This is a genomic window from Herbaspirillum sp. GCM10030257, assembly GCF_042666555.1.
In the GTDB taxonomy this organism is placed as follows: domain Bacteria; phylum Pseudomonadota; class Gammaproteobacteria; order Burkholderiales; family Burkholderiaceae_D; genus Noviherbaspirillum.
Genome location: NZ_JBHTDH010000010.1, coordinates 141,192 through 162,306, shown reverse-complemented (window position 1 = coordinate 162,306; position 21,115 = coordinate 141,192). Strand labels below are relative to the sequence as shown.

At 54.5% G+C, this 21,115-nt stretch carries 20 protein-coding genes, 2 pseudogenes and 1 riboswitch; of the genes and pseudogenes, 9 read left to right on the top strand and 13 right to left on the bottom strand.

All coding sequences use genetic code 11. The annotated features are described in order from the left end of the window. Window positions 1-2: 2 nt before the first annotated feature. From ACFQUU_RS16835 to fdx, 5 genes and pseudogenes are all read left to right on the top strand, one after another. A complete protein-coding gene (locus tag ACFQUU_RS16835; RefSeq protein WP_382249154.1) occupies window positions 3-635 on the top strand; it encodes a DUF305 domain-containing protein in 633 nt (210 codons plus the stop codon). A gap of 96 nt (window positions 636-731) precedes the next feature. Beyond that, window positions 732-1,478 carry a DUF305 domain-containing protein gene (locus tag ACFQUU_RS16830; protein ID WP_382249152.1) on the top strand — a complete coding sequence of 249 codons (747 nt, stop codon included), beginning with the start codon at window positions 732-734 and terminating at the stop codon, window positions 1,476-1,478. 48 nt (window positions 1,479-1,526) lie between these two features. Beyond that, window positions 1,527-1,905, top strand: a pseudogene (locus ACFQUU_RS16825) (four-helix bundle copper-binding protein). Window positions 1,906-2,000: 95 nt separating this feature from the next. Next, window positions 2,001-2,207: a heavy-metal-associated domain-containing protein gene (locus tag ACFQUU_RS16820; protein ID WP_382249150.1), complete on the top strand. Its 207-nt coding sequence runs from the start codon at window positions 2,001-2,003 to the stop codon at window positions 2,205-2,207. 54 nt (window positions 2,208-2,261) lie between these two features. Next, window positions 2,262-2,603, top strand: a complete 342-nt coding sequence (gene fdx, locus ACFQUU_RS16815) for an ISC system 2Fe-2S type ferredoxin (RefSeq protein ID WP_382249148.1) — start codon at window positions 2,262-2,264, stop codon at window positions 2,601-2,603. A 139-nt stretch (window positions 2,604-2,742) separates the two neighbouring features. Here fdx and ACFQUU_RS16810 read toward each other — a convergent pair whose 3' ends face one another. Beyond that, entirely contained in the window at window positions 2,743-2,883 is a 141-nt protein-coding gene (locus ACFQUU_RS16810; protein WP_382249223.1) for a hypothetical protein, read from the bottom strand. 9 nt (window positions 2,884-2,892) lie between these two features. Between ACFQUU_RS16810 and ACFQUU_RS16805 the strand changes: the two genes are divergently transcribed. Together ACFQUU_RS16805 and ACFQUU_RS16800 are read left to right on the top strand one after the other, a co-directional pair. Continuing rightward, entirely contained in the window at window positions 2,893-5,184 is a 2,292-nt protein-coding gene (locus ACFQUU_RS16805) for a heavy metal translocating P-type ATPase (protein WP_382249222.1), read from the top strand. Window positions 5,185-5,412: 228 nt separating this feature from the next. Continuing rightward, window positions 5,413-5,916, top strand: a complete 504-nt coding sequence (locus ACFQUU_RS16800; RefSeq protein WP_382249146.1) for a protein-disulfide reductase DsbD N-terminal domain-containing protein — start codon at window positions 5,413-5,415, stop codon at window positions 5,914-5,916. Window positions 5,917-6,450: 534 nt separating this feature from the next. Here the strand turns inward: ACFQUU_RS16800 and cueR are convergent. Genes cueR through ACFQUU_RS16785 form a run of 3 tightly spaced genes read right to left on the bottom strand, consistent with a single transcriptional unit; the run spans window position 6,451 to window position 9,515 of the window. After that, window positions 6,451-6,870: a Cu(I)-responsive transcriptional regulator gene (gene cueR, locus ACFQUU_RS16795; RefSeq protein WP_382249144.1), complete on the bottom strand. Its 420-nt coding sequence runs from the start codon at window positions 6,868-6,870 to the stop codon at window positions 6,451-6,453. Window positions 6,871-6,880: 10 nt separating this feature from the next. Continuing rightward, window positions 6,881-7,045: a rubredoxin gene (locus ACFQUU_RS16790; protein ID WP_382249142.1), complete on the bottom strand. Its 165-nt coding sequence runs from the start codon at window positions 7,043-7,045 to the stop codon at window positions 6,881-6,883. Between the two features lie 52 nt (window positions 7,046-7,097). Next, complete coding sequence (locus ACFQUU_RS16785) at window positions 7,098-9,515, bottom strand: heavy metal translocating P-type ATPase (RefSeq protein ID WP_382249140.1); 2,418 nt, start codon at window positions 9,513-9,515, stop codon at window positions 7,098-7,100. Between the two features lie 103 nt (window positions 9,516-9,618). Next, window positions 9,619-9,797: riboswitch (yybP-ykoY riboswitch) on the top strand. Window positions 9,798-9,807: 10 nt separating this feature from the next. Between ACFQUU_RS16785 and mntP the strand changes: the two genes are divergently transcribed. Then, the gene (gene mntP / locus ACFQUU_RS16780) at window positions 9,808-10,374 is read left to right on the top strand and encodes a manganese efflux pump MntP (protein ID WP_382249138.1); all 567 of its coding nucleotides are present in this window, start codon (window positions 9,808-9,810) and stop codon (window positions 10,372-10,374) included. 129 nt (window positions 10,375-10,503) lie between these two features. Here the strand turns inward: mntP and ACFQUU_RS16775 are convergent, their stop codons facing one another. From ACFQUU_RS16775 to ACFQUU_RS16740, 8 genes and pseudogenes are all read right to left on the bottom strand, one after another. Then, entirely contained in the window at window positions 10,504-10,752 is a 249-nt protein-coding gene (locus tag ACFQUU_RS16775) for a hypothetical protein (RefSeq protein ID WP_382249136.1), read from the bottom strand. Between the two features lie 97 nt (window positions 10,753-10,849). Then, window positions 10,850-11,242, bottom strand: a complete 393-nt coding sequence (locus ACFQUU_RS16770) for a copper-binding protein (RefSeq protein ID WP_382249134.1) — start codon at window positions 11,240-11,242, stop codon at window positions 10,850-10,852. A gap of 44 nt (window positions 11,243-11,286) precedes the next feature. After that, window positions 11,287-14,451: an efflux RND transporter permease subunit gene (locus ACFQUU_RS16765; protein WP_382249132.1), complete on the bottom strand. Its 3,165-nt coding sequence runs from the start codon at window positions 14,449-14,451 to the stop codon at window positions 11,287-11,289. Continuing rightward, window positions 14,448-15,977, bottom strand: coding sequence for an efflux RND transporter periplasmic adaptor subunit (locus ACFQUU_RS16760; protein ID WP_382249130.1), 1,530 nt, complete (start codon window positions 15,975-15,977; stop codon window positions 14,448-14,450). Before ACFQUU_RS16760 ends, ACFQUU_RS16765 begins: the two co-directional genes overlap by 4 nt. Continuing rightward, the gene (locus ACFQUU_RS16755) at window positions 15,974-17,287 is read right to left on the bottom strand and encodes a TolC family protein (protein ID WP_382249128.1); all 1,314 of its coding nucleotides are present in this window, start codon (window positions 17,285-17,287) and stop codon (window positions 15,974-15,976) included. Before ACFQUU_RS16755 ends, ACFQUU_RS16760 begins: the two co-directional genes overlap by 4 nt. Before the next feature lie 71 nt (window positions 17,288-17,358). Next, entirely contained in the window at window positions 17,359-17,826 is a 468-nt protein-coding gene (locus tag ACFQUU_RS16750; protein ID WP_382249126.1) for a hypothetical protein, read from the bottom strand. A 403-nt stretch (window positions 17,827-18,229) separates the two neighbouring features. After that, window positions 18,230-18,364 (bottom strand): annotated as a pseudogene (locus ACFQUU_RS16745) (helix-turn-helix domain-containing protein); the annotation flags it as partial. Window positions 18,365-18,653: 289 nt separating this feature from the next. Next, a complete protein-coding gene (locus ACFQUU_RS16740; protein ID WP_382249124.1) occupies window positions 18,654-19,709 on the bottom strand; it encodes a hypothetical protein in 1,056 nt (351 codons plus the stop codon). Between the two features lie 251 nt (window positions 19,710-19,960). On the opposite strand from ACFQUU_RS16740, the gene ACFQUU_RS16735 reads away from it, so the two are divergent. Further along, window positions 19,961-20,125: a hypothetical protein gene (locus ACFQUU_RS16735; protein ID WP_382249122.1), complete on the top strand. Its 165-nt coding sequence runs from the start codon at window positions 19,961-19,963 to the stop codon at window positions 20,123-20,125. Between the two features lie 26 nt (window positions 20,126-20,151). Here ACFQUU_RS16735 and ACFQUU_RS16730 read toward each other — a convergent pair whose 3' ends face one another. Then, window positions 20,152-21,111, bottom strand: a complete 960-nt coding sequence (locus ACFQUU_RS16730) for an AAA family ATPase (protein ID WP_382249120.1) — start codon at window positions 21,109-21,111, stop codon at window positions 20,152-20,154. Window positions 21,112-21,115: the final 4 nt, after the last annotated feature.

Here is a 21,115-nt window from a genome sequence, read left to right as displayed (position 1 = left end):
GTATGCACATCCCTTCAATTGCAGCCATAGCGCTGACATCCATCGTTCTATCAGCACCTGCGATATCACAAGAAAAGGCCGGAGCGCATTCCGGGATGCATGGCAGTCAATCCTCTCCAGGGAAGATGAGTCACGGTTCAATGCAGAGCTCACCCGATGCGTCCAAAGCGGAGTTCGAGCACCAGTTTCTGGACACCATGGCGGCACACCACCAGAGCGCAATCGAAATGGCTCAACTGGTCGAGAAAAGGTCATCACATGACGAACTGAAACAAATGGCGAAGAAAATCATCGACGACCAACAAGATGAAATCAAGCAGATGACAGAGTGGAAGAATCAGTGGTACCCGGATAAGGGGGATGCCATCAATATGAAGATGCCCGGCATGGCGGAATCCATGAAGGGAATGTCCGTGGAAAAGCTCGAGGCAAGCACTGGTGACCCTTTTGATGCCATGTTTCTCGACATGATGACAAGACATCATCAGGGGGCTGTGAAAATGGCTCAGTCGGCATTGACCAAGGCTAAGCATCCGGAGGTCAAGAAAACGGCCCAGAAAGTCATTGATGAGCAAAAGAAGGAAATAGCGCAGATGAGCAAGTGGAAGAAGGAATGGAGGCTTGCTACCAAGTGACCGACATGAGACGAGAGCAGCCAAAGAGCTGCTATACGCGCTCAAGGAGGACACGGACTTGCATCATTCTTACATTCACTTTAAAGGAAATGCATCATGTCTCATCGAGTGGCTTACGACTCTGGAACTTCGACCCAAGTAACTTGTTCACTTCGCCTATTCAAGGGTCTCACGGTAACTGCATTAACGCTCTCGGCAATCGTGATGACACCCGCCCAGGCAGACGGTCCTGGACGCGGTGCTACCGCACAGTTTGAGCGTGACTACCTCACCTTCATCATTGATCACCACTACTCGGCATTGCGGATGACCGAACTGGCAGCAGGCACAGACGTTCAACGTGACCCTCCTGTCAACAACCCACAAGAAGGTACATCGCCTACGCCAGGAACTTCAGCGACGCCACCAAAGGCAGGCATGGAAGACGTCAAGTCGATGGCGCGAATGGGAAACCGTATGCAGCGGGAAGAGATTGCAAAGGCGCAAAAATTCTTACGTGAATGGTATGGTGTAAACCACACGCCAACAGTTAGGCCTGAAGGTCAGCAACAAATTCAACTTCTCGAACAAGCACCAGGAGGCGCCCAGTTTGAGAGAACCTTCCTTCAAGTATTTAGCAACCATCACTACGGTGCGCTTCATCCCAGCTTGGACTGTCAAGTCAAAGCTGACAACGACCATCACCAGCTAAAAGGCTACTGCGAAGGTATCGTGCATCATCAGATTATGGAAGTAAACGATATGCGCGAAATGCTCTGCAAACAGTTCTCAATCTGTGATTTCCAACCGACGACAGGCACTGCTACGCAGTCCGCCACAGCTGCGTCGGTCACACGACAATAACACTACTGTCAAGATCCGTAAGCGTAATTCAAACTTAGGAGAATTATGATGGCAAATGACGAGTTTAAGTCATGTATTGAAGCGTGTTATGAATGTGCGACGGCATGCGACCACTGCGCCGCAAGTTGCCTGAAGGAGCAAGACGTAAAAATGATGGCGCGTTGCATTGCCCTCGATATTGATTGTGCCGCGATTTGCAGATTAGCCGCAGGCTTATATGGCTCGTGGAAGCGGGATGGCTGCCGCAATCTGTCAGTTTTGTGCTGACGCATGCGAGGCTTGTGGCGAGGAATGCGCAAAGCATCAGATGAGCCATTGCCAGGAGTGTGCTCAGGCGTGCCGACGTTGCGCGGATGAGTGCCGCCGCATGGCTGCCGGTGTACCAGCCATGCAGCAAGGCATGCCTGGAGGTGCTGTGGCACATTAATGACGGCCATCTTCTACTTTCTCACAAGACCTACTTGACCTTCCCATCGCGGGAAGGTCTACAGTGATATCTCACTTAACAAAGGAGGTATTACCATGTATGAGCTACAAGTCGAAGGTATGACATGCGGAGGTTGCGCACGCAGCGTCACACGGTCAGTTCAGATGGTTGATAGCAATGCGAAGGTTGATGTGGACCTGAAGGCGAAGAAGGTACGCATCGATACGTCAGCAAATCTCGACGATGTTGCGGCCGCAATCAAAGACGCCGGCTACCCTGTCACGGCGAGCCCTATAGTATGACGGCCTAGTGGAGCAGCTGCAAAGCCGCTCCCTTTGTATATGGAGGCTCACATCATGCCAAAAATCACAGTACTGCCGCATCCTGAATATACGCCACATGGAACAACCATCGAAGCAGCCGGCGCAACCACTATTTGCGACGCCTTGCTGGATAACAATATCGACATTGAGCATGCATGCGGAAAAGTTGGTGCGTGCACTACCTGCCATGTCGTTGTAAAGCAAGGTTTCGATTTACTGAATCCCATGGGTGAAAATGAAGAGGACATGCTCGACACGGCATGGGGTCTGCAACCTCGATCCAGATTGTCGTGCCAAGCCATCGTCAATAATAACGATGAGATAGTTGTAGAAATACCAAAGTACTCGATTAACCATGCCAGGGAAACCATCTAGTGCCGTTTTAAGCTCCTCGACAAACCTATTTTGCAAAACTTGACATGAGTCAATCAATTTTATTAATGCCCTGACTACGATGCACATAGCTATGGTGTAACGTAGCCGGCGTGGAACAGAGCATCCCATAGACAGCGATTCACTTCACCGTTGAATGCAGCATCTCATAGGAGGTCCCATGGAAAACCGCACCAAAGGACATCAACATCACCATGGTCAAGACCATGACCATGACCATGGACATGACCACCACGGTCACCAACATGGGCACCAAGGACATGGCGATACTCTGACCGCACCTGAGAAGCCGTACAAGGATCCAGTATGCGGAATGAAGGTAAGTGCGAATCCGGAGAGGACGGCTGAGTACAAAGGGACTGCCTATCATTTCTGCAGTACCAAATGCATGGGAAAATTCAAAGCCAATCCTGAAGCCTATGTAAATCACATTAAGGGCGAACCGCCACAAGCCATACCAGAAGGCACAGTCTATACGTGTCCAATGCACCCTGAAATTCGCCAGCCAGCACCTGGAAATTGCCCCAAATGCGGTATGGCGCTTGAACCGATGATGCCTTCGTTGGAGGAGGAAGAGAACCCCGAACTGGTCGATTTCCGCCGGCGCTTTTGGTGGACGCTACCACTTACAGTCATCGTGACGGTTCTGGCAATGTTCGGCCACCAAATCTTCCCGCAAGGACTTCCTGGACAAAGCTGGATAGAGCTTGCCCTTAGTACACCGGTAGTCCTGTATGCCGGATGGCCATTCTTCGTGCGGTGGGCTCAGTCCATTGCAAACCGCAGTCCAAATATGTGGACGCTGATTGGCACCGGTACCGGCGCTGCCTATATCTACAGCGTAGTAGCGACCGTCGCGCCCGACCTGTTTCCGTCCACGTTCCAGATGCACGGCCGCGTTGGCGTGTATTACGAGGCAGCAGCCGTCATTATTTCCTTAACGCTTCTGGGCCAGATTCTCGAACTGCGTGCACGCTCCCAGACTTCTGCGGCTATCAAATCCCTCCTCGGCCTCGCCCCCAAGACTGCGCGGCGTATAGGGACCGATGCTAAGGAAGAGGACGTCCCGCTCACCCATGTCCATATCGGAGACATGCTTCGGGTCCGTCCTGGTGAAAAAGTGCCGGTAGATGGTGAGGTACTGGAGGGCGAAAGTGCGCTGGATGAATCTATGCTGACAGGCGAACCTGTGCCGGTCACTAAGCGTGCGGGCGACAAGCTTATTGGGGCCACCATCAATACCAGCGGCAGTCTGATCATGCGCGCCGAAAAAGTCGGCTCACAGACCTTGCTCTCGCAGATTGTTCAGATGGTGGCGAATGCCCAACGGTCCCGTGCGCCGATGCAACGACTGGCCGATATCGTCGCGGGCTACTTTGTCATTGCCGTCGTCGGCATTGCACTTCTGACATTGTTTGGCTGGGGCTTTTTCGGTCCCGAGCCAAGCTGGGTCTACGGCTTCGTCAATGCCGTCGCAGTCTTGATCATTGCTTGTCCTTGTGCACTTGGTCTCGCCACGCCAATGTCAATTATGGCGGCGACCGGTCGCGCCGCAACGCAAGGCATCCTGTTCCGGGATGCCGCTGCCATAGAGGCAATGCGAAAAATCGACACCCTTATTGTCGACAAGACGGGCACACTGACAGAAGGCAAACCTGCTTTCGACAGAGTCGTACCAGCGCAAGGATTTACGGACAAAGACGTTTTGCAGATTGCGGCTAGCATTGACCAAGGAAGTGAGCACCCGTTGGCCCATGCCATCGTTGAGGAAGCACGCAAACGCGGTGTGGCGTTGGATAAACCGGAAACCTTCGAGTCCTCGAGCGGTATTGGCGTACGCGGTGTAGTCGCGGGCAAGCGCATCGCCTTGGGCAATACCGCTCTGATGGATATGGAAAAAGTCGACTGGCGTGCCCTAGTCGACCAGGCAGAGGTGCTACGAAATGAAGGCGCCAGTGTCATGTACCTTGCAGCAGATGGACGGCTAGTTGGACTGCTGGCGGTGTCTGACCCGATCAAAGCCACTACCTCCGAGGCGTTACAAACACTGAGAGAGGCAGGGCTGAAGGTCGTGATGGCGACCGGTGATGGTGTTACTACAGCAAAGTCGGTCGGGAAGAAACTTGGCATAGACGAAGTCTATGGCGAGGTTAAGCCACAGGACAAACTTATGCATGTTGAACGCCTGCAGAAAGAAGGAAAGGTTGTAGCAATGGCAGGCGACGGTATCAACGACGCGCCAGCGCTCGCACGCTCCAACGTCGGCATCGCGATGGGAACCGGGACCGATGTCGCCATTAACAGCGCGCATGTCACGTTGGTCAAAGGCGACCTGCGAGCCATTGCTCGTGCCCGCAACCTCTCTGTCGATACTGTGCGCAATATGCGCCAGAACCTCGGCTTTGCTTTAATTTATAACGCACTCGGTATCCCTCTGGCTGCTGGTTTGCTCTATCCATTCACGGGCCAACTGCTATCGCCGATGATTGCCGCACTGGCGATGAGCCTCAGTTCAGTTTCTGTTATTACTAATGCGCTGCGTCTTCGCGGCACAGGGAAATAGCCTGGTTGTTTAACTGATCTGGACCTCATTCCAGGAGCCGCGTCTTCCTTGAGTCGAGAAATCAAGGAATATCGTCCACTCAACTTCTGAGTACCAAATCGGTTATTGGCAGCGGAGTATCCTGTAATGAAATAAAACAGAGCAGATCAGCCTTCGTTTAAGTCCGGTTGCTTAGAATCTATACTTTACGAAGCAAAACCGCATCCACATTCGAAGTTGAAACAACCCATGTTAAAGAACCACATATCCAAGTGCCTGATGTTCGTGATGGTTTCCTTCTCCGTGCATCTGCCGATCATGGCCCAGCAATCAACAACTCCTGGAATACAGATGCGGCTCAGCGACCTCCTTTCCAGTCCGAAGGAAGAGGAGCTTCTGGAGCCTGACCAAGCATTCAAATTGAAGGTGGCGGCTTCCGGACCGACGACGCTGGTTGTCGATCTGATCCCGGCAAATGGTTATTACCTGTACAGGGAGAGAATCCGCTTTGCGTTGAAAAACACGCGCGGAGTGGCCATCAAATCGGTCAACCTGCCGGCCGGCAAGGTGAAGAATGATCCAACGTTCGGCAAGATGGAAACGTACGAAAAACACATCCAAGCTCAGATTTCCCTTGAGCGCGCACCGAACGCAAAAAATGTGACGCTGGCTGCGAACTACCAGGGGTGTAACGAGAAGAGTGGCGTTTGTTATCCGCCCATGAACAAAGAGGTCACCCTGACATTGCCCTAGTCGCGCTTCATCTTGTTTTGTGATGCATGAGCGGCGATGAATCTTGATCTCTCTGAACCGTTGACTATTTGACGGGGGCGACCATCCCGGTCGCAGCGACGTAATGAGGCGAGCGTTCATCGCTTCGCTCGTACAGGACTCCTCTAAGAAAACAAAAGTTTTTTGCTGAGCGAATCGCTTCCGCTTGAAACGCAAGGGCGTTGCTCGCCTTCGCCAAGCTCAGAAATTGGACTGACAGTTCCAGTGTGACCACAACGTCTACATCCTATTGCCCGAGGCCAGCTAAAACAAACGCCGCGTCAAACCCATCGGAAATGACGCCGCCATTGATCGCGGCGGTGCCACCGCCGCCGTGAACACCTTCATTGAAGTTCCTGAAGGTGACAACAGCCGTGCCAGATGCCTCGAAGGCCCTTCGAAACCAAACCACTGAATCTCCCGCCGATTGTTGAATTCATTGAGCCGTTGAGCCCGCCGCTCGGCCGGCAGTCGGAACGGAATTGCTGGCGTGTCCATATGGGTTCGTCCTCTGCATCAATGCGCGCAGTGCGCCGCGACGGTCGAGTCGTCTTTTTCCAAACCGACCAGGATGGGACAATCCGGTCGATGGTCGCCTGCACAATTCTTGATCAAGTAAGTAAGGGTGTCGCGCATTTCGACCAGCTCAGTGATGCGCCGGTCGAGGTCCGCCACATGCGCTTTTGCCACCGCTTTCACGTCCTTGCTTGCCCGGCCAGGATCTTGCCACAGAGAGAGCAAATCCCGGATCTGTTCGAGTGAAAAGCCTAGGGTACGCGCACGTTTGACGAAGCGTAGCGTATGCAAATCCCTGGAGCCATACGTGCGATATCCGGAATCCGTTCTCGAACTTTCTTTGATGAGCCCAATGCTTTCGTAATAGCGAATCATTTTTGCAGTGACGCCCGTGGCGCTGGCAGCTTGTCCGATATTCATAATTGCCTCCTTAAATTTGTACCATCTCAAAATCCGACTTGGCGACTCCGCAGTCCGGGCACGCCCAATCTGCCGGAATGTCATCCCACCTTGTTCCCGGTGCGATACCCTCTTCTGGCATTCCGGCCGCTTCGTCATATACAAAACCGCAAACGATGCACTGATAGGTCTTCACGTCTATATCCTAAAAAAGAAAAATGACCTGCAAATCTTACGTCGTCAACTTGTTACGCTGTTTGCCTCGCCGGTTTCCACCGCTTCAACAGGAGCGCGTTGCTAACGACGCTCACCGAGCTGAATGCCATTGCGGCGCCGGCGATGACTGGATTCAGTAGGCCAAACGCGGCCAGCGGAATGCCAACGAGGTTGTAGATAAACGCCCAGAACAGGTTCTGGCGGATTTTCCGGTAGGTGCGCTTCGAAATGTCGATCGCATCGGCCACGAGCGTCGGGTCTCCACGCATGAGCGTAATGCCAGCAGTGTGCATGGCAACGTCCGTTCCGGTCGACATGGCGATGCCGACATCTGCGGACGCCAACGCCGGCGCGTCGTTGATACCATCACCTACCATCGCGACCACCTTCCCGCCTTGTTTCAATGAATTGACAACATTGGCCTTATCGGCCGGCAGAACTTCTGCCCTGAATTCGCTAATGCCAACCGCTGTGGCGACAGCTTTTGCGCTGCCGGAGTTATCACCCGTGAGCATGACAGAGGACACGCCGATGTCATTGAGCCGCTGCACCGCTGCCCTGGCTGAAGCCTTGACCGTATCGCCAAATGCGATCAAGCCGGCAAGCTCCACCTTCGTCTCAGTCTGAACCGCCAACCACGAGACAGTTCTACCGGCGCTCTCATGTGTTGCTGCCACTTTTTCCATCTGTTCGATGGACAATCCAATTTCCCGCATCAGGCGCGTGTTACCAAGATAGGTGACAACGCCATCGACATTCGCCTGCACGCCACGACCAGGAAGCGCTTTGGCGTCAGTTGCAGTCCACAGCGTGATTCCGCGCTTTTCGGCTTCGACCTGCACAGCTTTCGCTAGCGGATGGTCGCTGTACTGCTGCACTGCCTGGGCGAGCTCCAGCACGCGGCGCTGTGATTGAGCAGCACCTTCGATGGCGACAACAGCTGGCTTGCCCTCTGTCAGGGTGCCGGTCTTGTCGAAGGCCACAGTCGTCACCGAGTGGGCGGTCTCTAGCGCTTCCGCATCCTTGATCAGGATGCCGTACTTTGCAGCGACACCCGTACCAGCCATGATTGAAGTTGGTGTCGCCAGACCGAGGGCACAGGGACATGCAATGATCTGTACGGCCACTGCGTTCAGCAGTGCTTGCTGCCAGTCTCCCGTGAAGAAACCCCAACCGAAGAACGTGATGGCGGAAATCAGCAGGACGATCGGCACGAAGATCGCACTGACCTTGTCGACGAGCCGCTGAATGGGCGCCTTGACCGCTTGCGCATCTTCGACAAGCTTGATGATTTGCGAAAGCATCGTTGCGCCACCAACCGCAACGGCCTCGATGATTAGCATTCCATCTGCGTTGACGGCGCCGCCCGTGACCTTGTCTCCCACCGATTTTGCGACAGGCAGGCTCTCGCCAGTCAACAGCGACTCATCCAGATGACTGCTACCTTCGACCACGGTGCCATCTACTGGAACGCGGTCGCCCGGCCGGACGATCACCATGTCGCCAACGCGTACGGCTCCTACCGGCACAGAAAGATCCTTACCGTCCCGGCGGACAATGGCGGTCGTTGCGCGAAGAGATTCCAGTGCCCGCAGCGCAGCGACGGTCTGGTGCTTCGCCCGAGTCTCCAACCATTTGCCGAGCAGAACAAGTGTGATAACAACGGCGGAAGATTCAAAGTACAGGTGCTCCATCATGCCTTCGTGGCCAGCATGGGCAACGAGCAGATAGACGGATAGGCCATATGCCGCGCTGGTACCAATGGCAACCAGAAGGTCCATGTTGCCGGACCGTGCGAGAAGCGCCTTCCAACCAGCCTTATAGAAGCGGGCGCCCAACCAGAACTGCACTGGGGTTGCTAGCAAAAGCTGAATCCAGCCCGGCAGCATCCATTCCTGGCCGAAGAGCATGCCAAACATCGGCACGACCAGCGGCAAGCTCAACAGCGCGGAAACGGCAACCGGCCACCAGGTTGGCAGGGTGCCGGACGCTTCGCCCTTTGGGACGGCGTCCGTGACGACTGTAGCCTCGTAGCCGGCCTTTTGTACTGCGGCAATAAGAGCGTCGATCGATACGCCAGCCGATTTGACCTGAGCCTTTTCCGTTGCGAGATTGACAGTTGCGTCGGTGACGCCCGGAACCTTCTTGAGCGCCTTTTCAACGCGGGTTACGCACGACGCGCAAGTCATCCCGGAAATAGAGAGGGAGACAGGCTCCCCAGGCACGTCATAGCCGGCCTTTTCCACGGCTGACGACAGCGCATCAAGCGTGGTGGAAGGTTCAACATGGACCGTGGCCTTCTCCGTCGCCAGGTTCACAGCTGCACTTTTGACGCCGGGCACGGCTTTTAACGCCTTCTCGACGCGCGAGACGCACGAAGCACACGTCATCCCTTCGACTTTGAAGGTTAGCTCAGTAGAAAAGTTTTGAGTTTTCAGGGCGGTATCCATACAGATCTCCATAGGTGTACCGTCAAGATAGACCTTCCAGTAATGGTAAGGTCAAGTCCAACTTTCAGATTTTCTCGCGATCTTCAATAATTTGAAGCATGGTATATTGGCGCACCCATTGGGGAGTAGCCGGCTTCTGTACAGGAAGCGCCTGCATCAACATACTCGGCGGAAAGTTTTTCGCTGTGGTGCCGGCGGCCGAAAGGTTGGCGAGACCATTGGCATGCCAGCACGATGGAGGTCGGGCTGTGTTGGGCATGCCATTTGTCTTTGCCCGACCTGAAAGCTTGCAATGAACTTCATCTCCACCACTCTGATTGCCCTTGCCATGTCGACAGATGCCTTTGCGGCAGCAGTTGGAAAAGGCGCTGCTCTCCACAAACCTCAGCTGCGAGAAGCGCTTCGAACCGGGCTAATCTTTGGCATCATTGAAGCATTAACGCCGGTCGTTGGCTGGGCAGCTGGACAAGTGGCCGCGCCTTACGTGGCCGCGTGGGACCACTGGATCGCCTTCGTTCTTCTGGGGATTCTTGGCGCAAGGATGATTCGCGAAGGATTTTCCGAGGCAGAAGAGGAAGTCGAGAAGCCAGGCAGACACTCTTTCTGGTTATTGGCTGTGACCGGATTTGCGACAAGCATTGACGCGATGGTCGTCGGTGTCGGCCTGGCTTTCATGGACGCCAATATTGTGGTCACCGCGGCTGCGATCGGGCTTGCAACGTTCACGATGGTCACGCTGGGCGTGATGGTCGGCAGAGTTCTCGGAATAATTGTCGGCAAGCGCGCCGAAGTCATGGGCGGCGTAATTTTGATAGGTATTGGATGCCTCATTCTTTATGAGCATCTCGGCGCAGCGTAACCTTTCAGCGCAACTCATGCGCACCAGACGAGATGAGCAAAAGGACAAGTCAAGCTTGTCCTTTTGGCCTTGAAAGCCGGCATGCCAGCAAGAGGTGCTTGTTGCAGCCGAACACGGTGCTTAGCCAGGTTACTGCGGCTTCATTTTCGGTTCCATCATTTGATGATGCCTTTGCATCATCTCCATGCGATTCTGCATCATGTCTGGCGTCATTTGGCTCATGTGGGCCATGCACATATCCATCATTCCTTTATCGGCCATCATGGCCATTGGCATTGAGCCTGCCGCGTCAGTTTGACGAGACGTCGGGTCGGTGACGCAACCGGCCAGCGTTAGTAGGGACAGCATGGAAGTTGCCAACAACAATGTGCGGTTCATAGATATCTCCTTTAATACACCCGGAGGTGAATGAAATACATCGACGCTCCCTGTTGTTATGCGCGGCCCAGCCGTCCTGTGCCGCGCCCTATATTGCTTAATGCCGCTTTTTCTGAACCTGCAGTGAGGTTACGGTCGCAGTGTTTTTAATGTTTTCGATGTTGAATTTCACTTTGTCGCCGACTTTCACGCGAGCCAGCAGCGCGGCGTCTTTGACTGGAAAAGACATCGTCATCGGGCTCATCTCGACCGTTTCAGATTTGACTGGACCATGCTTCAAGGTGATGCTCTTTTTATCCTTATCCACGGATTTGACCTCGCCTTCATTCACCCCGACGTTGCTTGCAGAGTCTTTGTTGCTCTCTATGCCATCCATTTTCATGCCACCCATATCACCCATGCCACCTTTCCCCTGGTCAGCAGCCGCGGTATTTAACGCCAGGATTGTCAAGCCAGTTACGACGACGAATTTGTAGAAAGGTGCGTCCATTTTTTGCTCCTTGTGTTAGCAGTGAAATCAATAGTGGTAGAAGTTCATACAGTGACGCTGTGAAGCCGGGCTCCTGCCGCAGAGCGTAGTTTTCGCTCCTGAAGAAGACGCCATGCCGCCGGAATGACAAACAACGACAGCAGGGGCGCTGAAATCATTCCGCCGACCATCGGCGCGGCTATGCGCTGCATGACTTCAGAGCCTGCTCCCGAGCCATACATGATGGGAACCAGTCCAGCCAGAATGACGGCCACGGTCATTGCTTTCGGCCGCACTCGCAGCACTGCACCTTCACGGATGGCGTCCATAATCAAGTCTCTGGTCAACGTTTGCCCAGTCGCTAGCCGCTGGTTTAATGAATTGCGCAGATAAACCAGCATGACGACACCGAACTCAGCGGCGAGGCCCGCGAGCGCGATGAAGCCAACAGCAGTCGCGACCGATACGGCGTGCCCAAGCAGCCAGACAAACCAAAAGCCACCGATGAGCGCAAATGGCACGGTAAGCATCAACAGCAAGGCTTCCGAAGTCGACCGGAATGCCAGATACAGCAGGATGAAGATGACGATCAATGTCAATGGAATCACCGTCTGCAACTTGGCGGCGGCCCGCTCCAGGTATTCGAACTGGCCAGACCAGCCAATCGAATAGCCGGCTGGCAGTTTGATTTCCTTTTGCACCGCTGCCTGCATGGCTTTTACCGCGGTGTGCAGGTCCGTTCCACGCACATCGACATAGACCCAACCGGACAGGCGTGCATTCTCGCTGCGTATCATCGGAGGACCGTCGGTAACCATGATGGTTGCCACGTCAGCCAAGCGGATCTGTGCACCTTTGTCGGTTACTACAGGAAATTCTCGTAGCGACTGCACCGAATCCCGATAGTCCCTCGGATACCGGACATTGATCGGGAACCGCTGACGTCCTTCAACGACTTCACCAACGTTTTCACCACCGATGGCGGACGAGACTACCGACTGCACATCAGCGACCGACAAGCCATACCGCGCTGCACGCGGCCTGTCGATATCCACGTCAATGTAGCGTCCCCCGCGCAGCCGCTCGGCTAACGCAGACGTCACGCCCGGGACATTCTTGACCACGGTCTCTACCTGAGATGCAATCTGGTCGATTTGCCCAAGGTCGGATCCCGAAATCTTGACTCCTACCGGTGTCTTGATGCCGGTTGAAAGCATGTCGAGGCGATTCCGGATAGGCGGAACCCAGACGTTGGACAATCCCGGTACCCGGACGACTTGGTCGAGTTCTTCAACCAGTTTTGCGGGCGTCATATCGGGACGCCACTGCGCACGAGGCTTGAACTGGATAGTGGTCTCGAACATTTCCAGCGGCGCCGGGTCCGTCGCCGATTCCGCTCTGCCGGCCTTGCCGAACACCGTCGCCACTTCCGGCACCGTACGAATAAGCCGGTCGGTCTGCTGCAAAAGCTCACTCGCCTTGGAAGCCGATAGCCCAGGTAGTGCTGAAGGCATATAGAGCAGATCGCCTTCGTCCAGTGGCGGCAGAAACTCACCGCCCAGGCGCGACAAGGGAATCGCAGTCAGGACAAGCGCGACCACGGCAATACCGATCGTTACAACCGGATGACGCAGGCTGGCCTCCAGCAACGGACGATATCCACGGATCAGTATCCGGTTGATGGGGTTCGCTGCTTCCTTGGGAATCCGCCCGCGAATCAGGTAGCCCATCAGCACGGGGACGATGGTGATCGCAAGGCCCGCGGCGGCGGCCAGCGTGTAGGTTTTCGTGTATGCCAGCGGAGCAAAGAGCTTGCCTTCCTGCGCTTCCAGCGCGAACACCGGTACAAAGGACAGCGTCACGATGAGCAGGGAAAAGAACAATGCTGGGCCGACCTCGATCGCTGATTCTGCCATCAATGTCCAGCGTTCCTGTCCTCTCAGTTCTTTCCCTGGATGGGCGTGCTCGTAGGCTTCCAGGTGCTTATGCGCGTTTTCAATCATCACAATGGCCGCATCGACCATCGCCCCGATCGCAATGGCAATGCCACCAAGCGACATGATGTTGGCGTTGACGCCCTGGTAGCGCATGACAATGAACGCAGCAAGCACGCCCAGCGGCAGCGACACAATTGCCACGAATGCGCTGCGCAAATGGAACAGGAAGATTGCACAGACGATCGCAACCACAACAAACTCTTCAATGAGCTTGTCGCGCAAATTCGTGACGGCCGCCGAAATCAATTTCGAACGGTCGTATGTTGGCACGACTTCGACGCCTTTCGGTAGCGAGCCCTGCAGCGTAGCGAGGCGGGCTTTGACTGCCTTGATGGTTTCCAGCGCGTTTTTACCAGAGCGCATCACCACGACGCCGCCAGCGACTTCCCCCTCGCCATTCAGTTCTGCAATGCCGCGCCGCATTTCGGGACCAAGACGGACCGTTGCGACGTCGCGCAATGTTACGGGGGTGCCGGCCTCGCTGCTGGACAACAGGACATTGCGGAAATCTTCCAGTGAACGCAGATAGCCGCGCGAGCGGACCATGTATTCTGATTCTGCCATCTCCACGACCGAGCCGCCGGATTCCTGGTTTGCCTTGGAAAGAGCCTCAAGCAGCCTCGCGTGCGAAATCCCAAATACCCGGAGCTTGTCCGGATCAAGGACGACCTGGTATTGCTTGACCATGCCCCCAATGCTGGCCACTTCGGCGACATCCGGGACGGTTTTAAGCTCGAACCGCAGGAACCAGTCGTTCAATGCCCGCAGCTGGGCCAGGTCATGCCCTCCGGTGCGGTCCACCAGTGCGTACTCGAAGATCCAGCCCACCCCGGTTCCGTCTGGACCTAGCTCGGCGCGCACTCCTTGTGGCAACCGGCTCTGTACCTGGCTGATGTATTCCAGCACGCGCGAGCGTGCCCAGTAGAGGTCGGTCGCATCATCGAACAGTACATAGACGAACGAGTCACCGAAGAAGGAATAGCCTCTGACCGTCTTTGCACCCGGCACGGCTAGCAACGCCGTGGTCAATGGATAAGTGACCTGGTCTTCGACAAGCTGTGGCGCCTTGCCCGGATACTGGGCGCGAATAATGACTTGCGTGTCGGACAAGTCCGGCAAGGCATCCAGAGGCGTGTTGCCAAGCGCCCAGATACCCCATCCGGCAATGGCGACGGCAGCCAGCAAGACCCAGATGCGATTGGCGATCGACTCGCGAATGATCCGGGCGATCATTTCGCACCTCCAGCCGGCGCGACTTTCTCAAGGACGTAGCCGTCCTTGCCTTCCTTGAATGAAAACTCTACGTCCTGCCCGGGTTTGACGCCGGCGAACGCATCAGGCGTCGGCTTATTGAAATCCATGGTCATCGCGCCCCACTTCAGCTCCGGAATTGGCTTGTGTGAAAGCGTCAAAGCTTCGGGCGAGACCTTTTCCACCTTGCCCACACCTCGGTAGACCGGCCCTGCAGCAGCCTGCGCGGGTTGGGTCGAAGGCTGGCCTTGGGCTGGGGTTGGACTGGAAAGCTTTGGCAATACCGATTTCAGGTTGGCTTCCGAATCGATAAGAAACTGCCCGGATGCGATTACCTTCTGGCCTTCAGTCAGGCCGCTCAGGATTTCAGTGCTGTCACCGATATCACGACCCGTCGTCACTTCCACTGGCTGCATGGAATTGTTGTCGCCCGCTACCAGGACGACTGAGCGCTTGCCGGTCGTAATAACCGCTTCCGTCGGTACAAGCAGCCGGGACGCCGCCTTCTCGGCACCGAGGCGTACCCGCATCAACATACCGGGAATGAGGCTGCCATCCCGGTTATCCAGTTCAAGCCTTGCCTGGATGGTGCGGGTCGAGGAACTGACGTTTGGCAGGATTTCACGGACTGTGCCCGCATATTTACGATTCGGCTTGCCCGAAAACCTGGCTTCGACGGTCATGCCAGTCCGGGCCGAACCTGCCGCAGTTTCCGGGATCTCAGCGACCAGCCATACCTTGTTCAAACCGGCGACTTTGGCAATTGTCATTCCCGGGGAAACCATCGCGCCATCGCGCACCGCAAGTTCGGTCACGACCCCTGTCACTGGCGATGTCAGCGTGATATTGCGTTGTGCCTTTCCGGTACGGTCAAGCTGTGCAATGACGCCGTCGGGGATGGACATGGCACGCATGCGTTCGCGTGCCGCGGAGGCAAGTGCATCATTGCCGGAGCGCTTCAGTGCGAGGTACTCCTCCTGCGGGGCAATCCAGTCCGGGACGAACAACGTTGCAATACGCTCCCCGCGCTGGATCCGCTGCATCGGCGAGCGGGCATATAACCTTTCAATGTAGCCAGTCACGCGACTCTGCACAACCTCCGCAGCACTTTCGTTAAACTGCGTCGTGCCCACCACTTCAAGCGCATCGTGTGTCTCTTCACGACGCACAGTCGCAAAGCGAACTCCCAGATTCTGCTGCAACGTCGGGCTGACCTTGATGCCGCCTTCTGCGCCGCCTTCATCGGCATACACCGGGACCAGCTGCATGTCCATGAAGGGGCTTTTACCGGGCTTGTCGAACTTGTGGCCGGGCACCATCGGGTCATGCCAGTACAACACCTTGCGGCCCGTCTTCGGGTCAATCTTTTCACTGGGGTTTACTGTGCCTGCTGTCGCAGTCGATTCTGTGTTGGCCTTGCCTTGTGAACCGATCCAGTATCCACCGAATGCCAGGCCGGCGCCAATCAGTGCCAAGACGATTGCTTTAAGTGCAAATTTCGTTTTCATGGCGCTGTCCTCCCTGCCGATGCCAGTTCATGCGGTACAACGTGATGTTCAAGCGTTGCCCAGGTCAGTGCAGCATCCTTTTCCAGTTCCGTGATCTGGAGTTTCTGCTCCAGCAGCATCTTCCTCGCACTGAAGATCGCATTCAGGCTGCCGGTGCCGGCGCGGTACGCCGCGGTGGCAAGGTCAACCTGCTGATGGGCGGCAGGTAAAAGCTCTGCCTTCAAAAGGGAAAGCCGTTCCTTCAGGCTTGTGAGTGTGGCGGCCTGCGTCTGGATTTCCGATTGCAATTCCCTGACCGCATCTTCGTACTGCAACCGAGCCCGGGTCCCCATTGCGGACCGCTCTGCGATGTCGCGGTCTTGCCGCTCTGACGGATTCACCGCCAGCGGAATACTGATGCCGACAGAAACCATGTTGGAAAACTGTGGGCGTTTGCTAAAACCTGCTTCAATCGACCAGTCTGGACGACGCTCCTTGGTCGCAACAGTGGTTTCGGCATCGGCCAGGGTAATGGCACGCCGTGCAGCGAAAACGACTGGATGGTATTTCTCCAACTCCTGGAGAGGGAGATCGGGAACATGGGAAACCAGTGAAGGCGTCTCGTCGGCCACGGCTTCAACGGGCATCGTGGTCCATCGGGCCAAGGCAGTCCTGGCGTTCCTCAGTTCTTGTTCGGCTTTGCGGGTAGTCTCCTTGGCTTGCGACAACGCCAACTCGGCTTGTACAACGTCCGATGCTGTCGCCTTGGCGCCGCGGTGGGATGCCTGCATTGCGGATAAGTCCTCGGCAGTTTGCTGCTCGACCTCCTTGACGAGGGCCAGCGTCCGCTGGATGTACAGGACATTTACCCACGCCTTGGCGGTTGCTTCCCTGATTTTGGCAATTTCAGCCAGGTAGTTGCCTTCTTCCACCTCGATGGCACGCTGGGCTCGTTCTGAGCGCGCCGCGCGCTTGTCGGCCGATACCCACTGCTGCTCGATGCCGACGCGACGCATGGTCATGAAGTCCCGCGTGGTACTCCAGCGCTCATCGCCGTTTACCGGAACATTATCGATGCCCACTTTGAGCATCGGATCCGGTAACTGGCCCGCCTTCGCGGCGGCTTCGCGGCTAGCGAGAATGGATGCTTCAGCTGCTTTGGGCAGCGATGAGCGCTGCAAAGAGAGTTGCAACGCCTCGTCTAACGTCATAGCTCTTATCTGAGCATGAGACATGGTGGTACCAACCAACAACGCGATCAGCACGCCGATGTGATGGAGTACGCGCGACTGATGCGATGGACGCAGTCGCGCTTTGATAAGCAAAAACATAGAATTCCCTGTGAATGAGACGAACTCCGACCTCGGCGATATGCCGGCCGGCAAAACAGCACAGGGTTAAGTCAAATACGCAGTCGCTGTGTGCGAAGGTAGGGAGGATCGCTTCCTGGGTCCGATGGAGAATCCGGCCAGAAAACAGTAAGGAAAGGCGGGATGGCTGGCGCCATCGCTGGCATGACAAGCAAAATGGTCGGCGGTGTAACAGCGAGCGGCGCGGCCAAATGCTCTAAGGCTAGATCGTCCCGTGCTTGAAACTCCGCGCAATGAACCGGTTTTTCCTTGTCCATATCGGCACAAGGCATTCCTTCAGTCATTCCGGTCATTGCCGGCTGCGCCAGCTCTGGGCAAACGTATGTAGCCATGGCGATTCCGGACGTGAAAACCGTCATAAGGAGGACGCCGGCGATAAGCCTGCAAAATGATGAGAAGAAATGACGCATCGGATGTGACATCAATAATAACGTCAGTATAGCGTAAGCAAGCACCATCTTGTTGTGGACTCCACTGCTTCTACTGCCAAACGGAAACACAACATTTCTTCACATGATGTATTGAATGTAAGGCGTGCGTTCAAAATACGCATACCACTGTTTTACCGTCGAGGCGGACGCGAGTGCAGCGCTGGACATGCACGGCTGAGGCAGACGGCGAACGTGGCCCCTTGTCTTCGCATCGCATGAGATTGTCAACGATCACCTGACGGAGATGCATCACAAATAGCGCAACATTCACAACGCAGGATTGTGTACCCGGGGCATATCTTCAGGCAGTTCCAGCAAATAGTTGGTGACTCAGTGCCACCCGCGAGAAATCTTCCTTCCTTCGGCCGACGATGTGGTTTTAAGATCGAAATTGGGTCTGGGGGAAACGCATCCGTTGCCATCGCCAGTGAGTCCCAGCGTGGCGGCTGGTCAGGACACCGATGCCATACTACCATTCGGTGATCTGGCTCGGATGCACGTTGAAGTGCTGTGCCAATTCCGCTAGCGTCCGCTTACCCTTGAGCGCTGCCAATGCCGCCTTCGCCTTGAATTCGGATGAGTGGTCCCGTCTCGTTCTTCTGGTCATACTTGCTCCTGAAATGCAGCCTCCGGCTGCGATTATGAAGCAAGACTTCCACTTATCTGACTGTCTGAATTTCCTATGCCACCTCTGGCGTAGCACTGTTCTCGTTAAACATCATATATCCGGTCGGATGAAACAACATGCCTCGTTCCAAGTTGGCTTGCGTTTCCCACGCCGAAAGTTGCAACTCAGAAGGAGATCGACCTGCATACAGCGATTTTTTTCGTAACCTACGCATGACCAGTCTCCAAGTGGTCGTATGGGGCCAACGAAGCGCCACATGTTTCTGAATCTATAAAATAAGAAGCTTAGGCTGAGATGGAAGATGACTTTCATCGCCAACGACGAGCATTTCATGACGGACGGTTTGTGCTTGCCACGAAGAAATCGCAGTAAAGTCACCTGGCGAATGTTTGCCGGTACTCGTTATCGGAAGGAACCTAGAGTTTAGACACCTTATTGCATTGGCGCTCGAAAGAAAACCTGGATGAGGATAAAGCGCCGAAACATTGATTACTGGCGATAAGGCATCCGCATCGGCTACGCATGACCCTAGAGTAAATTCGTCAGGGGCGTATCGCCACGAGCGCCCTATTTGAAATGTCTGATTTTGTTCGCACAATAACAGCACGCTCTGCCAGATTCCGAAGAAACTATAAAATGTCCAATGCAAACGGTGACGCGAAGTCCACAGGCGGCTGTCTCTGGCACTCATCAGCCGAACAGGCACTTTGCTCTGATCGAGTTGACCCCATCCGTTCATTCCGGTGCACTCGGCAGACATTCTCCAGGCGAAGTACGCAAGGCAGACTGGACACACGTCGTCGCTAAGTATATTTGATACTCCGGCTTGACTCCTCCGAGTTAAGCGAAGGTTGCAATGCTTATGGCTACGGACATATCGTTTGAAAATATGGCGGCGAAAACTTTTATATAGCGCTTTAATGTCCGCCGAAGGTATTCCCCGTTCGTGATCATTGTTGGATCGATCGGCCGCAGGCCCGGTCCAATGAGCAATCGCTACTTTGCGCCCACCATCTAACTTCAAGGGCAGTTCGAATCCAAGAGATTTTGCATAGTCGAGTTGGGCGGTCTGTCTATTCAATGGAGAAGTTTTCTCTGGCTGAGCATCTAGTAAGTCCGAAAAGAGCATATCGCGGACGCTTAATGTTTGGCCAACGCGCTTCCACCAGTTAACAACCCGGTCTCCGAAATCCTTTACGGTATCGTGTGAAATCGGGTCAGGCCAACGCTTAGGTTGAACCGATCTCCACGAGTAGTCGTCATCCTCAAATTCGAAAAGGTGATGTTGCTTATCAATTTCGGATTCGCAGATTTGAATCGCCATGTCTTGGTTCCAGATCTCAATAAGCCTATTCTTCGCTTCGACGATAAGTAGTCGGTCATGCCAGGGGCATCGCTCCAAAATATGTAGATCAAAGAAAACACAATGGTATCCCCCATCAAGGCATGAAACACAGTGTCTAAACGATAAACACTTCCGCCCCTTAACGTTGAAGCCTAAACGGTCTAGATACGCTGCCTTTAGCCAGTCCTCCCTAACGTCGAGCAACAATGCGAACCTATGGAAATCAATCCATGAGCTATCCCTACTATCACCAGGATCCTTTCGGGTCGATGTCGAGCCAGGTAGCGCAATCATCGCTGCCAGCTGAGAAAGCGACATACGGTTATAAGCGCAGACTCGGTCGACGACGCTTCGCGCAGATTCGTAGGGTTTATCTCGCCGAGAATCCCACGTAAGACGCGAGTAGTTTAGTAAAGGCACGTTATAACGTGCTGCAAGAGGCAGCCGTAAAATTCAGTAATCCAGAGGTCAGAACCGAGGCATTTATCTCCTCTTCTGTCAACTTAAAGGATGAACAGTCCTGTGTTTGTGCATTCTGCAGTAACTCTTCGATGATAATTGAAAGATGTTGCATTGGGACAGTAAACAAGTCACCTTTCCTAAGAACGGTATCAATGCATGTCCAGATAGCGTTAGCGTATGTAGAAAGACGAAATCCGTACTTGAATGCAATGGGCAAGTAGAAACAGGTAAAGCTTATTCCAGAATTTTCCGGGAACTCTGACAACTCGTCGTACTGGTTGAGAATTGTGCGTAACTGCTCGTTGTCTGCGCATCCATGGAACTGAACAGTATCGCAAAGAAAGCGCGCAATAATCTGATACGCGCCAGACCTACCGAATGCCGTAATCCGATGAAGAATCTCAGGCTGAGCAAAGGATACGGTGGTCATGCGAATGCCTCGTTCAGCCAAGGCGTTATTGAAATAAACTAGACACTGTAAGTCCACCTGGGTCAAGGTTTGAGCCTCGTCGAGGATTAAAACGTATTGACCTCCGCCTAACTTATTTACTTTTGTTGCGATGTCGAAGACAGCATTCATGAAAAGATCATTCGAGTTTTTTCTATCCGAAAGAACATGCCTTTCCGCCTCTAATATAAGTCGGTACATATGTCCGTTATCGGTACGCTTGCCACCCCTTGCCTCAACTCTTGCGGTGTAAGAGTCTGGGAACTCGAGTTTTAGGCATCGTGCTACGTCCCTTGAGCAGCTTGACTTGCCGATTTGAGGAGTGGCGTAAAGGACAATACCAGGGCGTCGCGCGTTTACGCGTGTGCGGATAAGGTCATAAGCTGCCTCAAGCATAGGGGTTGGCAAGGTATATTGGCGCCTTTTGAGAGGATGGCTGCTTGCCAAGGCCCTGTATTCGTCTGGTTGCATCGCA

What these genes read in the sequence shown, in the direction of transcription:
- ACFQUU_RS16830 (WP_382249152.1), top strand. Translation starts at nt 732, where the DNA reads ATGTCTCATCGAGTGGCTTACGACTCTGGAACTTCGACCCAAGTAACT.
- ACFQUU_RS16760 (WP_382249130.1), bottom strand. Translation starts at nt 15,977, where the DNA reads ATGAAAACGAAATTTGCACTTAAAGCAATCGTCTTGGCACTGATTGGC.
- ACFQUU_RS16730 (WP_382249120.1), bottom strand. Translation starts at nt 21,111, where the DNA reads ATGCAACCAGACGAATACAGGGCCTTGGCAAGCAGCCATCCTCTCAAA.
- ACFQUU_RS16785 (WP_382249140.1), bottom strand. Translation starts at nt 9,515, where the DNA reads ATGGATACCGCCCTGAAAACTCAAAACTTTTCTACTGAGCTAACCTTC.
- ACFQUU_RS16770 (WP_382249134.1), bottom strand. Translation starts at nt 11,242, where the DNA reads ATGGACGCACCTTTCTACAAATTCGTCGTCGTAACTGGCTTGACAATC.
- ACFQUU_RS16755 (WP_382249128.1), bottom strand. Translation starts at nt 17,287, where the DNA reads ATGTTTTTGCTTATCAAAGCGCGACTGCGTCCATCGCATCAGTCGCGC.
- ACFQUU_RS16775 (WP_382249136.1), bottom strand. Translation starts at nt 10,752, where the DNA reads ATGAACCGCACATTGTTGTTGGCAACTTCCATGCTGTCCCTACTAACG.
- fdx (WP_382249148.1), top strand. Translation starts at nt 2,262, where the DNA reads ATGCCAAAAATCACAGTACTGCCGCATCCTGAATATACGCCACATGGA.
- ACFQUU_RS16800 (WP_382249146.1), top strand. Translation starts at nt 5,413, where the DNA reads ATGTTAAAGAACCACATATCCAAGTGCCTGATGTTCGTGATGGTTTCC.
- ACFQUU_RS16820 (WP_382249150.1), top strand. Translation starts at nt 2,001, where the DNA reads ATGTATGAGCTACAAGTCGAAGGTATGACATGCGGAGGTTGCGCACGC.
- mntP (WP_382249138.1), top strand. Translation starts at nt 9,808, where the DNA reads ATGAACTTCATCTCCACCACTCTGATTGCCCTTGCCATGTCGACAGAT.
- ACFQUU_RS16765 (WP_382249132.1), bottom strand. Translation starts at nt 14,451, where the DNA reads ATGATCGCCCGGATCATTCGCGAGTCGATCGCCAATCGCATCTGGGTC.
- ACFQUU_RS16735 (WP_382249122.1), top strand. Translation starts at nt 19,961, where the DNA reads ATGAGCTATCCCTACTATCACCAGGATCCTTTCGGGTCGATGTCGAGC.
- ACFQUU_RS16810 (WP_382249223.1), bottom strand. Translation starts at nt 2,883, where the DNA reads ATGTCCTTGGTGCCCATGTTGGTGACCGTGGTGGTCATGTCCATGGTC.
- ACFQUU_RS16740 (WP_382249124.1), bottom strand. Translation starts at nt 19,709, where the DNA reads ATGGCGATTCAAATCTGCGAATCCGAAATTGATAAGCAACATCACCTT.
- cueR (WP_382249144.1), bottom strand. Translation starts at nt 6,870, where the DNA reads ATGAATATCGGACAAGCTGCCAGCGCCACGGGCGTCACTGCAAAAATG.
- ACFQUU_RS16835 (WP_382249154.1), top strand. Translation starts at nt 3, where the DNA reads ATGCACATCCCTTCAATTGCAGCCATAGCGCTGACATCCATCGTTCTA.